A 13,231-nucleotide genomic window follows, 5' to 3' on the forward strand; every position below is an offset into this window, starting at 1 on the left:
GGCCGGGACGACCGCATGCAGATCGTCACCGCCACGGCCTGGCAGCCCTCGCCCGACCTGGAGCAGGCCGAGGCGCTCCTCGTCCGGCCGGACGGACACCTCGCCTGGGCGGGGCCGATGGAGGCCGAGCAGCAGGCCCTGCTGGACTGGACGGGGGCGGCTTGACCCGCCCCGCCACGGCGGGACCCTGCTGAACGCCGGACCAGCCCGGCGGCTGCCACGCCGCTGTCGGGCGGCGATGCGGTCGGCGGGTTCAGGGATGGTGCACCGGATCTTGCGAGCGCGCAGATGCTGCCGGATCGCACGGGAGGAATACGCCTTGTCGGCCCGGACGATCTCCGGTCGGGTGCGTGGGCGGCCGGGCCCGAGCCGGGGCACCTTGATGGCGGCCATGGACGAGGAACATACTGATCGCTCTCGGAGCCCTGGGTTCAGTCGGATGCAGGCGCCGCCGGGGGAGATCGTCTTAGGCCTTGGGTATCTACGGGCTCACGCCGGTGAGAGGCTGATCACGGCCGCGCGGCGCGTCCTCCTCTGGTCACGCGCTATTTCACCCTGGCGGCCGGAGCCGTGAAGGTGTTGCAGACGGACGGCGACTCGGACTCGAACCCCCGCCTGATCCAGTAGACACGATTGGACGCTTTGCCGAAGCCGGCGAAATTGCCGTCGATGACGTGCCGATCGATGTAGTAGTCCTGGCCGTGCTCGCGCGTGTGGCCGAGCGAATCCCAGACACTGCCGGTGAACGCCCCGGAGAAGCAGAGCGTCTGCAGCGTGTATCTGGACTGAAGGGCCAGCGCGTCCCGCTTGGACAGCTTCTTCATGGTCTTGGCCACGGCGTTCATGATGCCCGCGACGTTCTGGACATGGATGGCATAGCCCGCGCTGAGGGCCTCCAGCAGTTGTGGCTTGTCGATCTCGCCCTTGAGCCCGTAGTCGCTGACCATCATGTGGATGGTCTTGGTGTTCGTACAGTAGACGCTGTCAGTGGCGTCGGGTGCGTAGATGCCGCAGGAGGTCTTGACCCGCTCGCCGTACGACAACACCACCTCGGGCTTGGTGTACCGCAGACCGGCCTTCGTCAGCAGCGGCCCCCACGCCTTGTCCAGACAGAGGGAGACCTCTTCGACGTAGCGCCGGAACACCTCGACGTCGGCGCTGGCCGCATACGGCTCCTCGCAGGTCTTGAGCGCGAACTTGCCCGCCTTGTACAGCGGGTTCTTGGTCAGCACGGCCGGGGCCGACGCGGCGCCGGCCGTCCCGCTGAACGCGGCGCCGGCGAGCACGCCGACGAGTAATGGCACGATCAAGGACGTCGGACGCATGGCACCGGACTTTACATGGGTGTCAGCCCGCATAAGCCCGAAACCCACATTGAGTGGATCTTGCGAAGAGCCACACGCCCGGTCGGCTTGTCCGCCAGTCAGCGCCCGGCGCGTCTCCGGGCGAGGCTCGGAAGCAGCAGTGGATGTTCGCGGCCCAGCAGCCGTAATTGAGCAGAGGGCTACTCATGCGGGCTGAGGCCCGCTCCGTCATGGTCGGCTCATGAGACGGATCCTGCTCAGCATCGGATTAGCCGGCGCCGTCCTGTTCTCCGGGTTACCCGCGGGAGCGGACGCAGCGCCGTACATCGATTACGCGCCGGTCAAACCGCCCGACAACTTCATCGAGCTGCGCGGCGCCCGGGAGCAGTTCAGGGTGCCGCCGCTGCTCGTCAAGGCGTGCGGCGACCTGCCCGACAACTACGGCGAGGACTACCCGGCGCACGTCCTCGCCCAGGTCACGCTGCTTCGCATGCTCGACACCAACATCGGCACCGGCTCCATCCAGCGGGTGATGAACGGCGGCGACAACGGCAAGCCCGAGCCGGACCGGGTCGTCTATCCCCCGCTGTCCTCGCCGGCGAACGCGGCGCAGTGCCTGCGCGATCTCGCGCCCGACTGGGCGGAGAAGTGGGAGGGCGGCCCCACGACCAGGCGCGACGCGCCCGGGTGGAAGACCGTGGACGACGAGCTGAGCCGAGTGTTCGAGCTCTGGGGCAGGCCGGGCACCGAGATGCAGGAACTCTGCCACGACGGCGACTGGGACCTGACCATCTCGCTCGTGATCCGCACCTGGCTGCTGGCCCGCTACCACTACTCCGAGCAGGACCGGGCCAGGCTGGACGAGAAGATGTCGCGGGTCGTCTGGCTGCAGGGCGGGGCCTCCCAGTACGACACGGTCAATTGCGAGATCGCCGGGAAGGACATCCCCGAGACCGAAAACCACAACCTGCTCATCACCAGCACCCGCTACCTGCACAACCTGTGGCTGCCGATGCTCAGCCCGGTGACCGTGCAGGGGGCCACCAACAAGTCCGTCGCCGACTACGACGTCAACTTCAACCCCGACAACGAGACCAACGGGCTGCGCGCCAGGCTGACCGAGCAGCTCGACACGTGGCTGCGGACCGACTTCCTTGAGTACAACTCGCGGATCTACGCCAGGCTGGACATGATCGGGCTGCTCAACCTCTACGACCTGGGCGACGAGGCGCTTCGGCCGCGGGTGCGGGCCGTACTCGATCTGATCGCCGCGAAAGCGGCGACCGAGTCGATGGGAGAGCTGCGCAACCCGACGTTCAGGCGGCGGCTCGAGAACCGCGGCGAGCTGCTGTTCGACGTGGACGAGGTGTCTCCGATGATGCAGGTGTGGGTCGGCGACCTGGCGCCCGTCACGCGCACGGGGGCCAACTTCGCCGAGGAGGGGACGCTGGCCGCCTCGTCGAAGTACCGGCCGCCCGACGCGCTCGCCGATCTCATGCTCAACCCCGCGCACCACTCCTACCTGCAGGCGTTCAACGGGCGCGGGCAGGGCGAGCTGGCCTTCGGCGCACCAGGTCTGACGATTTCCGGCGGGGGACGCTCGACGCCGTGCGCGTACGGCGCGATCGCCGGGATCTGTTTCGGTTCCGGCAACGACCCAGGTCATCCTGAGCGGCTGCTGCTGATCCCGAGGAGGGTGCGCGGCGGGCAGCCCGACGCAAAACCGGTCGAATCCTGGCTACTGCGCTCGGACTACGACGGCGACACCGACTGCCTCGGCAACGGCATCGCCTGCGCGAACAAGTGGGTGCTCGGCTCCTATGCGCCCGCCGCGTCCTGCCGCCGGGCCTTCGACAGCCGCGGCGACCACGTGACCGCACTGCTCTTCAACCGGTCGTGCATGGACGAGACCTGGCCGAGGGAGTCCTGCTTCTATGTGTATGTCAGAGACCTGAAGGCCGGATCGCAGACCCGCCCGCTCTCCTACCTGGTCGTCCACACCTGCGAGGCCGGCTTCGACGACTTCGTCGCCTACATGACCGACGGCCCTGGGCAGCACGGGCCCTGGCAGAACGCCTGCGCGCGTGAGCACGGCAAGCATCCGGGCGGCAACTGCCTCGGCTGGAAGGTGTCGCTGACCCCGCCGCGGGTCACCGGCCCGCTCTCGCCTGGCGATCCGGTCACGCTGACCGCACGGACCAGCCCGGGCAACCTCCCGTACACGATCTCCACCACGCCGGTCCGTGAGGCGTCGGCCAGCGGGGACGTGGCCGCGTACGCGAACGACCGGCTCCGGCTGGCCAACCCCGCCGCAGGGGAGAGGCTTTATGACGGCCCAGGTGGCACGAGCCCCGAGTCGGACAGACGTGGCTTCACGGCGGTCGGCAACGTCACCCTGGCCGGCGAGGTGTCCGTCGCGCTGACCGGCGTCACCCACCCGGACCTGGTACGGGATGTCCAGTCCAGCTATGTCGACCAGACCGTGGTCGAACAGGAATGCACGCTGACCCGCCCCGACGGCACCCGCTACTGCGACGAGACACACGGCCCGCCGATGCTGCCGCTGGCCTCATGGACGTACTACTACCGGGGCACGCCGTTCGAGTCTGGACAGCCCGTCACCTACACCGAGCAGCGCCCGATCGTCCACCCCGATCATACCTATCTGATCAGGACCTGCCTGACGTGGTGGCGGTTCATGACCGCCCAGGACTACTGGTCGAACCAGTACGGCGAGAAGGACCCCGCGACCGAGGAGACCTGCGTGAACAATCTCGTTTCTCCGCGATGAGTTTCCCGCTCCCGCCCGGCCTGTCTCGTGCGGCCATCCGAGTCGCGCGAGGTGTGCGGCGGGAGCCGTGGGGTGGGATCAGGTCACTCGCCCCGGACGTAGGTCGATCTTGAACACGGCGTCGGAGACAGGGACGCCGAGCAGGCGGTCCATGGCGTCCACGCGCCGGACAGCAGCAGGGCTCCCGGAAGCCGGCCGGCGAACGCGACGGCGAGGCAGATCACGGTGACGCGGCGCAGCAGCGTCCGGTGCCGCTCGGGCTCGTCCAGGATGCGGCGGCGGGCCGCCCAGATGCCCAGCATCATGCCCGGCACGATGTCGACCGTGCCCAGGACCGTCTTTGTCGGCCACGTCCGGAGGCCGGACAGCAGGTGGTAGCCGAGATCGGCGGGCATGATCCTGGCCGCCGCGACGTCTGACGCGCCGGCCAGGGCCGGCAGGACCGGCCCGGAGGTCACGAACACCGCCGGCGGAGAGGGGACCTGGACCTGGCGAACATTGGCCGCGTGCAGCCGATACCGGCTGCACGCGGCCTTGGCGTGATCGTCAGGGAGATCTTGGCCGCAAGGTTGCTACGGTTTGGGGGACAACCTCCGTCATCAGGCAAGACAGCGATCACCGGCATGGCGCGAGCTGGGCAGCCATCGCCCGGCGCGGAGGCTTCGTTTCCCGGTCATCTGGCAACCTGGCGGATCGTGAAGTCGGCACGGTGGATCCGGTCATTGCCGATCAGCTCGGCCGCGCCCACCCGCTCGCCCGGCCTCTCGACGACTTCTGTTGAGCGATGAGTAACTGACAGTCGTCGGCGACGAGTTATGTCGGTGGCTCGCACTGAGAGGTACGGCTGGCCTTGGCGCCCGACCGTCGCTCGACGCCGAGCCTGCGCGTTGCGCGTCCCCGTCCCAGCCACCCATCTGCTGACGCAGGCGCCCGAGGCGTTCGGCGACTTCGCCGCCGGAGCCCTCGGCAAGCTCGCCGTCACCTGCCCCTGACCCGCCGGCTCAGCTGGTCACAGGTGGAGCGGGCCGAGGTCGGTGACGACGTCGAGGAAGGCGCGGATGACGTCGGACTCGGCGTCGGCCCGCCACACCGGCGCCCATCGCGAGTCCGGCACGCCGGTGATGGGGACGTAGGCGATGTCGGGCCGGGTGTGGTAACGCACGGCGTGCGCGTGGACGGGAGCGACGATCTCGCCGTTGGCGACGATGGCGACCAGCTCCATCCAGTCGCCGACCGGAGGGCCGAGGTGGATGGGCTGTCCGCCGGGGGTCCGGAAGGGGACGACCGCGGCACGCCAGTAGTCGGGGACGTCGGCACGACGGAGGACCGGCGATACGCCGGGACACGATCTTCCGGATGGCCTCGACCACGAAGCCGGTGACGATGGCGGCCGCGATGGTGCTGCTGGACGAGTGCCGCATCCGCCTGGACGACCCGGTGCAGGAGTGGCTGCCGGAACTGGCCGACCGGCGGGTGCTCGTCCGCCCGGACGGCCCGCTCGACGAGACCGTGCCCGCGAGGCGCCCGATCACGGTGCGGGACGTGCTGACCTCGACGTTCGGGCTCGGCATCGATCTGCCGCTGATGGCCGCGCCGATCGGCGCGAAGATCATGGAGGTCGCCTACTACAGCACGGACGCGGGGGCGGCGGTCGACCCCGACGAGTGGCTGCGGCTCCTGGGCACGATCCCGCTGTCCTACCAGCCGGGACAGCGCTGGCAGTACGAGCTCAGCCACGACGTGCTCAGCATGCTCGTCGCCCGGGTGACGGGCCAGACGCTGGGCGACTTCCTGGACGAGCGGGTCTTCGGGCCGCTCGGCATGGACGACACCGGGTTCTGGGTCGCCGAGGACGTGATCGACCGGCTGCCGCCCAGCTACGTCCCCGACCCGGGCACCGGGGAGTTCCACGTGTGGGACGAGGCCGCCGGCGGGAGCTTCAGCAAGCCGCCGCAGTTCCACCGGGGCGGCGGCGGCCTGGTCTCGACCGCCGACGACTACCACGCCTACTTCCGGATGTTGCTGGCCGGCGGGGTCCACGACGGCCGCCGGATCCTGTCGCGCCGCGCGGTGGAGCTGATGACCACCAACCGGCTCAGGCCCGAGGTGCAGGCCACCCGCCACCAGATGGCGCTCGACCACGTGCACCGGTCACACGGGCAGGGGCAGCACGGCGGCTGGGGCTTCGGCATGGCCGTACGCACGCACCGCGGCGACTACGCCCCGATCGGCCAGTTCGGCTGGGACGGAGACACCGGCACGTCGGTCTACACCGACCCGCACCACGGGCTCACCGGGATCCTGCTGACCCAGGTCGGGCTGTCGGTGCCCGACCCGGCGCGGCTCATCCACGATTTCTGGACCACCGTCTACCAGGCCGTCGACGCGTAGACAGCCTGGTAGGGCGTCAGCTGTCGTGGCAGCGGTCGCGGGTCGGCTCTCGTTCGTCGAACCCGGCCGAGCGGCAGGTGGCGACGGCGCCGACGTTCGAGGACGGGGTCGTGAGCGCGGCGGTCAGCGGCGTCGGGCTGCCCTTCTTCGCCCGGCCGGCCGCCGAGCGGCGCCCGGTGGCCGGGGCGCGGGTCCTGTCGGCATGTGTCATGGGGGGATGGTCTCGATTGCGTCCTTCAGGCAGCGCAACGCGGCCCCGAGCTCGTCCCGGGGCGGTGTGGCCAGTGCCAGCCGGAGTGCCCGGGGACGGTGGGGGCCGGTGGCGAAGGCGTCCGCGGTGGATATCAGGATGCCTTTCTCCGCGAGCACGGCCGCGACGTGATCGGGGCGCTGGTGCGACTCCAGGCCGAGCCACACGATGTAGGAGACGGGGTGTGCCGTGAGGTTCAGGCCGGCGAGCGCGGCGCGGGCGATGTCCTGCCGGGCGGCTGCGTCCTCGCGGCGGTCTTGCTCCAGGCGCGTGACGGTTCCGTCGGCGATCCAGCGGGTGGCGAGCGCGGTGACGACTCCCGGGGCTCCCCAAGCCGCGGTACGAAGACCGCTCGTGGCCGCCTCCAAATAGCGCTCGGGCAGCACAGCGAAGCCGAAGCGCAGGCCGGGTGCCACGTTCTTGGACAGGCCGGCGACGTAGCAGGTGCGTTCGGGCGCGAGGGCCTGGAGCGGCGGTGGCGGTGAGGCTTCGAGGAAGGCGTAGGTGCCGTCCTCGATGATCAGGCAGTTGTGTGAGTGGGCGAGGGCGGCCAGCCGGTCGCGCTGCTGTCGGTCGAGCACCCAGCCGAGCGGGTTGTGCACGGTGGGCATCGTGTAGATCGCGCGGACGGGCCGGGCGCAGCACAGCTGATCGAGCGCGTCGAGGTCCGGTCCCGTGGCCGTGACCGGGATGGGGGCCAGGTCGAGGCCGTGTGCCGAGGCGAGGAGCTTGATGCCCGGGTAGCTGAGCGCGTCGACGGCGAGGACGTCGCCGGGTCGGGTGAGGGTGTGCAGCACGATGTCGAGCGCCTGCTGGGTCCCGCTCGTCAGCAGGACGTTGCGCGGCACCGTGTCGATCCCCCGCCCCAGCAGGTAGGTGGCCACGGCCGCCCGGTCGTGCCGGTGTCCGCCCGGCGGGTGCTGGCGCAGCAGCGCCTCGACGTCTCCCGACACCGCCATCGTGCGCAGGGCCTGCCGCAGCAGGTCGGCCTGCCCGGGGGCCAGGGGCTGGTTGAACGACAGGTCCGCCACCCGGGGCACCGGCAGAGTGCGCGACGGTTCGAGCCCGTCGTAGCCGGACCGCACCCGGACGAACGTTCCCCGGCCCGGCTCTCCCACGACCAGGCCCAAGGCGGCGAGCTCGGCGTAGACCCGGGTGGCCGTGGCCAGCGCCATCCCCCGCTCGCGCGCGAGAGCGCGGTGGGTCGGAAGCCGGGCACCGGTCGGAATCGCGCCGGAGCGGATGGCTGACGCGAACTCGTGAACAACGGCCTTGTAGGACGACGGTCCCATGGCACACCTGCTGCCCGTTGCAGAACCCGTTGGGACCGCCCCATTGTATCTAGGACGATTATTGGATCGTCCTAGATGGGTGCTCGTAGCCTCAGAAGGTCGAACCCAGAGGAAACGGAGCACCCCGGCATGACCGTGCGCATCGAGCGAGAAGACCAGATGGTGGTAGTCACCATCGATCGAGAGCAGAAGCTCAACGCCCTGGACTACCCGACGATCGACGCGCTCCTCGCGCAGCTCGACCTCATCGACTCCGACGACAGCATCCGGGCGGTCATCCTGACCGGCGCCGGGCGCAAGGCGTTCAGCGCGGGCGCGGACATCCCTTCGCTGGCCTCCAGCATCGCAGGAGGACCCGAACGTGCGCTGCGCGAGATCGTGCGCCGCGGTCACGGGCTGACGCGGCGGATCGAGGAGTTTGCCAAGCCCGTGATCGTCGCGGTCAACGGTCTCGCTTACGGCGCCGGCTGCGAGATCACCGAGGCCGCTCCGCTGGCGATCGCAGCCGAGCACGCCGCCTTCGCCAAACCCGAGATCACCCTCGGGTTCCCGCCCCCCTTCGGCGGCTCCCAGCGCCTGCCGCGGCACGTCGGTCGCAAGCGGGGCCTGGAGATGATCCTGACCGGCGACCCGATCCCGGCCGCCCGAGCCGCCGAGCTGGGCATGGTCAACACCGTCGTACCGGCAGACGAGCTCCTCGACGCCGCACGGGACTTGGCCACCCGGATCATCCGGCACGCGCCGACGGCCGTCGCGGCGTGTCTGCGCGCGGTGACCCGCGGGATCAACCTGCCGATCGACGAGGGCCTGGCGGTCGAGGCGGCGAGCTTCGCCGCCACCGTGCCCACCGACGGCGTGCGGACCGGCCTGCAACGGTTCCTCGACCGGACGAGTGTGTCGGCGTGAACCTGGCGGAAGAGTCGGCGCTGCTCGCTCGTGACCGTCCGGCGCGTGCGTGAGCGCCACGAGCCAAGAAGACAGACCAGGACCGGGCCAGGAGGACACCGTTGATCGATCGTCATGGGCGGAGTTGCCGGCCGGCCACCCCGTTCTTCACCCGGCCCATGCTCCAGCGGGGAAGCATGGTCGACGGCCGCTGGCGCCCACCGAAGTACGGACCCTACGAGTGCGGCAACCCCGTCCGCTTCTCCGCGTTCGAGGTCCCTGCCGAGCGCCTCTGCCAGGCCCTGCAAGGCACCCGCGCCAAGCAGGAGGCGGCTTTCCGTGAGCTGTTCGCCTGCCCTGCCTCATCTTCCGGCAAGCCCCGCAGCCGCAGGCTCGGTGGGCCATGATGCTCACTGTCGCGCGATCGCTCTCTTCAGCGGGCATGGGCAAGAGCACGCCGATGGGCAGGGACGCCGCGGCCCGCATCCAGTCCGCGGCAGCCAGGAATCCCGGTAGCGACACGGCTCGTGATGCGTTCGATCGCCGCGGCCAACGTGCCGAACCCGCAGCACTGCCACTCGGGTGAGAAACTGATCTTGTTGAGCAGGCCGACTCCGCACGGCTCGCAGATCGTGTACCGGACGCGCCCGAACGAACCCTCGTCACCCGCGGCGACCGAGAACTCATACGACACGGTCGGCCCGTCATCCGCCTCTCGGCGACGGCCCGGCATGGCTTTTCCCGAAACCGCCCAGTTCGGTCGGTGGTGTTGATGATCTCGGGCAGCGAGTACCGTTCCCGCAGGTCTTTCAGCGCCTCCCAGTGCGCCAGAGGCGGCTTCTCCCCCGGTGTGATCGTGGTGGCCACATCGCGCACGCGGACGGTCAACGAGTGAGTGAGCGCCAGCGTCTGCGTGCAGCTGCCCGCATAGGGCAACGCCACCGCTCCCGCCTTGGAAACTCGCACCAGCGACTGCTTCTGATGCTGTTCCGATCGCTTACCAGTCCACGTCCACGTCGATGTCCGCACCGGCCTCCTCAACCCCGCCTCCCGGCGAGTCCCCCGCTGCCGCGGTCACGGCGAGCATCAGGATGGGAAGGCCGATCCTGAGGGGCCACGGTATCGGCCCTCCGCCCTGCCGGCAGGCCATCACGACACCTACCGCGGTGAGCACGGCGGCGGCCAGCACACAGCCCACGACGACCCACACCGCGACAACGCGGATGCGCGCCCTCAACGTGGGAGGCGCCTTGTCAGGCTTGTGCGCTTCGAGCTCCATGCCCACACGCTACGACGCCGCCTCCCCCGCTCCCATGTCCGGAAGGGTTACTGCTCACCCCCATGTCACCAGCCCCTTTCCACCGCTTCGGAGCACCCTGGGGTTCGGGAGGTCGGCATGGTGCGGCAGCGGGGGGACAATCGTCTGCTCTGCGCCGTGCCCTCTTGATCCATTATTTGCCCTGGTAGGCCGGCTGCTACGATGCCGCCCGGCATAAATCGCCCTATCTGGGCGGGCATAACCGCCGATTTCTCATGCGCGATCTTTCTGCACGAATTGCCGAATCCCCTCTTGGAGTCCTTCATGCGCCGTGCAGTCGCGCCCGCCGTTCTCCTGCTCGCCACCCTGACCGCATGTGGCGGCGGCGAGAAGCCCGTGCCGGCGGCCTCCGCCACCCCCAGTGCTCCGGCCGCCCTGACGGAGGTCGCAGCCGTGGTGCGTGTCCTGGACACCCAGCTCACCAAGCACAAGAGTCTCAAGATGGCCGTGTCGGTGACCGGCGACGAGGCGGCCGTCAAGTCCGACGTGCTCATTCACCTGGAGGGCACAGCGACCCGGGTGGACATGACCTCCGAGGACCCCCTGTCTCCGGGAAAGAAGACGCACGTCATCCAGACCGAGGAGGCCACGTACGTGGCGGCCACGGGCGAGCACGCCGACTGGGCGAAGGGCAGGCCGTGGCTGAAGTTCGGCGAGGAGCAGAAGGGGATGGTCGGGCTGATCGCTCCCGGGGGCGCTGACAGCGCCGTCGAGGACCTCGCGCGGGCCCGTGACGCGAACCTGTACGCCACCGGCAAGCTCACCTCCGCGCCGGATCCGCTCGGCATCCACTACACCGTCACCTACGACCTGGGGCAGGCGCTGAAGCAGACCGGGTCCAAGGCGTACGTGGCGGCCAACTTCGACCAGTCGCTGGCCGCCGTCAAGGCCAAGCTCGGCAAGGAGGGGCTGCAGAAGGTGATGAAGGGCGTCACCGGCCTGGGCGAGCAGTACCAGGCCCGGCTTGGGACCGCACTGGAGCAGGTGGCGCAGGGGGTCACCTGCTCCTACGACGTCTGGGTGGGCGCCGACGGGCTGCCGGCCAAGCTGGTCATGAACGTGCCGCTGGAGGGGGCGGCGGTGAAGACGGAGATGGTGTTCTCGGACTGGGGCACGGCGAAGGTCACCGTACCGGCCGACGATCAGACCGCGGAGATGCCTGGCCTTTCATAGATTCGTGGCTTTCGTCCGAGCTCTCGATGGGTCGTCGAATGCGGCAGATCCGACCATCAAGGAGATCACCTGCCCGTTCCAGCGCGCGGCGCTCGTGGTCGCCCGCTGGTGCGGCGCCCGCCGCGACGAGATCCGCGCCGACGTCCGCCGCCTGGCCGGCCTCTGCGCTTCCTGACCCCGAGGTCACCTCGGTGCGGGCCGCTGGGGACGATCAGCAGCACCCCCGCCCGGCCCCGCACCGCGACGGTGTTGCTCTGCACGAACGCGCTCTCGTGGACCCACACACCCTCCGCGACCTGCTTCAGCACGAGCCCGCCTCCTTCACGTCCCCGGACGGCGTAGTGGTGCATCGTGACGCCCTGCTCGAACGTCCGCTGTTCCAGCAGGTCGAGATCGATCGGCCAGTCGTGGTCGTCGAACAGCGGCCTGCCGAAGCCGAGGATCGCCGGATGGGCGAAGAGCAGCTGCTTGGTCTTGCTGCGGTACATCCGCACGCTCAGGCCCCTGGCGTGCTGGGTGATGTGCTCGATGTCGATGGCGAGGAGTTCGGCTTCGCGGACGGCGGTGCGCTGCCCGGCCGGGGTGGTCCGGTCGAGGGTGGCCAGCACGGCGCTCAGGATCGTGGCGAGACGACGGCCGGCAGCGCGGCGGCCAGGAGTCCGGCGTCGCGTCGCTGTACACGCGCTAAGGCACTCCTTCGGCACGGACTCGAACCAGTGACAGAGGCAGCACCTTGCCGGTCGCCCCTTTGCATGACCGTCCGCCATTCAACTGACGCCCCCACCCGCCCACCACAAGACGAGCGTGCCGGGATCGATGCCGTGCTTGCCGGCATTCAGGGCTACCTGTTCAGGACCCCTGATCCTGCGGTTCCGGACAGTCAGGCCGGGAGCTGCGCGAAGATGACGACGCCTTCCTCGCCGACCGGCCGCAGCAGGCAGAACGTGAACCCGCCGACCGTGACAGGGGCGAACTCCCGCACTGCCCGGCAGCTCCACCAGTGCCCTGCGTCGGGCCGTTCGCGCTTCAGGAGATCCACGACGGCCGCGGCGCGTGGGTCGTCCGGGATGTGCCCGGTGTTGGCCCGGAACTGCTCGTACAGGCCGCGCAGCAGCGGCTCCGCGTCGGTCAGGCGGTGGCCCCCGGGGGTGGCGAGCATGATGAGGAGGTTGCGCCGCTCGATCGGCACGCTGTCCGGATCGCCCCAGAAGCGCCGGTAGGCGGCGTTGCCGGCGAGCACGTCGAAGCGCACGTCCACGGCCGCAGCCGGTGTGGACGTCCAACTGTCCAGCAGTGTCCGGATCGGCTCCCCGAGCACGGCCGCGCCCGCGGCCGTGGCCGGGGAGGCGGGCAGGAACCCGGCCAGTGCCAGCGTGTGGCGGTGCGCCGCCGCGTCCATGCCGAGCACCCGGCAGATCGCGTCCAGCACCTGCCGGGTCGTGCTCGCCCTGCCCTGCTCCAGCCAGGTGTACCAGGCCACGCTGACCCCGGCGAGCGTCGCGACCTCCTCGCGGCGCAGTCCGGGGGTCCGCCGCCGTCCACCGCCGGCCAGACCCACGTCCGCCGGGTCGACGACCTCGCGGGCCGCGCGCAGGTGGGCGCCGAGCTCGTGGCGAAGGGTCTCGTTCATGACCGCCAGCCTATGAGTGCCACTCATCCCATGAACTCTCCCCTGCCTGTCGGCGGCGCCCGGCGCCACTCTGGATGCCATGAGCGATGCCATGAGCGATGCCATGAGCGATGACATGTGGCGACTGCGCGACGACTCCTCCGACCTGGCCGAACCCCGCGTGCTGATCCGGGTGTTCGTGCCGTCTGAGGAACTGG

The 13,231-nt window shown here is 69.9% G+C and carries 12 protein-coding genes and 2 pseudogenes; 5 read left to right on the forward strand and 9 right to left on the reverse strand.

What is annotated here, in order from left to right; translation table 11 throughout:
• The first annotated feature begins 15 nt into the window (after positions 1 to 15).
• Positions 16 to 165, forward strand: coding sequence for a hypothetical protein (locus AB0J76_RS49290; RefSeq protein WP_352330002.1), 150 nt, complete (start codon positions 16 to 18; stop codon positions 163 to 165).
• A 51-nt stretch (positions 166 to 216) separates the two neighbouring features.
• Here AB0J76_RS49290 and AB0J76_RS49295 read toward each other — a convergent pair.
• Positions 217 to 384 (reverse strand): annotated as a pseudogene (locus AB0J76_RS49295) (IS5/IS1182 family transposase); the annotation flags it as partial.
• Positions 385 to 545: 161 nt separating this feature from the next.
• Positions 546 to 1,304: a neutral zinc metallopeptidase gene (locus AB0J76_RS49300; protein WP_364394304.1), complete on the reverse strand. Its 759-nt coding sequence runs from the start codon at positions 1,302 to 1,304 to the stop codon at positions 546 to 548.
• A gap of 241 nt (positions 1,305 to 1,545) precedes the next feature.
• On the opposite strand from AB0J76_RS49300, the gene AB0J76_RS49305 reads away from it, so the two are divergent.
• The gene (locus tag AB0J76_RS49305; RefSeq protein ID WP_352330267.1) at positions 1,546 to 4,095 is read left to right on the forward strand and encodes a hypothetical protein; all 2,550 of its coding nucleotides are present in this window, start codon (positions 1,546 to 1,548) and stop codon (positions 4,093 to 4,095) included.
• An 83-nt stretch (positions 4,096 to 4,178) separates the two neighbouring features.
• Here AB0J76_RS49305 and AB0J76_RS49310 read toward each other — a convergent pair whose 3' ends face one another.
• Both AB0J76_RS49310 and AB0J76_RS49315 read right to left on the reverse strand, forming a co-directional pair.
• A complete protein-coding gene (locus AB0J76_RS49310) occupies positions 4,179 to 4,559 on the reverse strand; it encodes a hypothetical protein (protein WP_364394306.1) in 381 nt (126 codons plus the stop codon).
• Positions 4,560 to 5,104: 545 nt separating this feature from the next.
• Positions 5,105 to 5,317: a hypothetical protein gene (locus tag AB0J76_RS49315; RefSeq protein WP_352328685.1), complete on the reverse strand. Its 213-nt coding sequence runs from the start codon at positions 5,315 to 5,317 to the stop codon at positions 5,105 to 5,107.
• Between the two features lie 68 nt (positions 5,318 to 5,385).
• Here AB0J76_RS49315 and AB0J76_RS49320 point away from each other — a divergent pair.
• Positions 5,386 to 6,486, forward strand: a pseudogene (locus AB0J76_RS49320) (serine hydrolase domain-containing protein); the annotation flags it as partial.
• Positions 6,487 to 6,502: 16 nt separating this feature from the next.
• On the opposite strand, the gene AB0J76_RS49325 reads toward AB0J76_RS49320, so the two are convergent.
• Both AB0J76_RS49325 and AB0J76_RS49330 read right to left on the reverse strand, forming a co-directional pair.
• Positions 6,503 to 6,697 carry a hypothetical protein gene (locus AB0J76_RS49325; protein WP_352328687.1) on the reverse strand — a complete coding sequence of 65 codons (195 nt, stop codon included), beginning with the start codon at positions 6,695 to 6,697 and terminating at the stop codon, positions 6,503 to 6,505.
• Positions 6,694 to 8,028, reverse strand: a complete 1,335-nt coding sequence (locus tag AB0J76_RS49330) for a PLP-dependent aminotransferase family protein (protein WP_352328689.1) — start codon at positions 8,026 to 8,028, stop codon at positions 6,694 to 6,696. Before AB0J76_RS49330 ends, AB0J76_RS49325 begins: the two co-directional genes overlap by 4 nt.
• A gap of 129 nt (positions 8,029 to 8,157) precedes the next feature.
• Between AB0J76_RS49330 and AB0J76_RS49335 the strand changes: the two genes are divergently transcribed.
• Positions 8,158 to 8,934: an enoyl-CoA hydratase-related protein gene (locus AB0J76_RS49335; RefSeq protein ID WP_352328691.1), complete on the forward strand. Its 777-nt coding sequence runs from the start codon at positions 8,158 to 8,160 to the stop codon at positions 8,932 to 8,934.
• A gap of 976 nt (positions 8,935 to 9,910) precedes the next feature.
• Here the strand turns inward: AB0J76_RS49335 and AB0J76_RS49340 are convergent.
• Entirely contained in the window at positions 9,911 to 10,192 is a 282-nt protein-coding gene (locus AB0J76_RS49340; RefSeq protein WP_352328693.1) for a hypothetical protein, read from the reverse strand.
• A 303-nt stretch (positions 10,193 to 10,495) separates the two neighbouring features.
• On the opposite strand from AB0J76_RS49340, the gene AB0J76_RS49345 reads away from it, so the two are divergent.
• On the forward strand, positions 10,496 to 11,404 hold the full coding sequence (locus AB0J76_RS49345; RefSeq protein WP_352328695.1) for a hypothetical protein: 909 nt from the start codon (positions 10,496 to 10,498) through the stop codon (positions 11,402 to 11,404).
• A gap of 65 nt (positions 11,405 to 11,469) precedes the next feature.
• On the opposite strand, the gene AB0J76_RS49350 is transcribed toward AB0J76_RS49345, so the two are convergent.
• Both AB0J76_RS49350 and AB0J76_RS49355 read right to left on the reverse strand, forming a co-directional pair.
• Positions 11,470 to 12,012: a hypothetical protein gene (locus AB0J76_RS49350; protein ID WP_352328697.1), complete on the reverse strand. Its 543-nt coding sequence runs from the start codon at positions 12,010 to 12,012 to the stop codon at positions 11,470 to 11,472.
• Between the two features lie 272 nt (positions 12,013 to 12,284).
• Positions 12,285 to 13,034 (reverse strand): helix-turn-helix domain-containing protein, encoded by a 750-nt coding sequence (locus AB0J76_RS49355; protein WP_364394313.1) that lies wholly within the window; start codon positions 13,032 to 13,034, stop codon positions 12,285 to 12,287.
• Between the last annotated feature and the right edge of the window lie 197 nt (positions 13,035 to 13,231).

Source organism: Nonomuraea sp. NPDC049624 (genome assembly GCF_040675255.1).
GTDB lineage: Bacteria > Actinomycetota > Actinomycetes > Streptosporangiales > Streptosporangiaceae > Nonomuraea.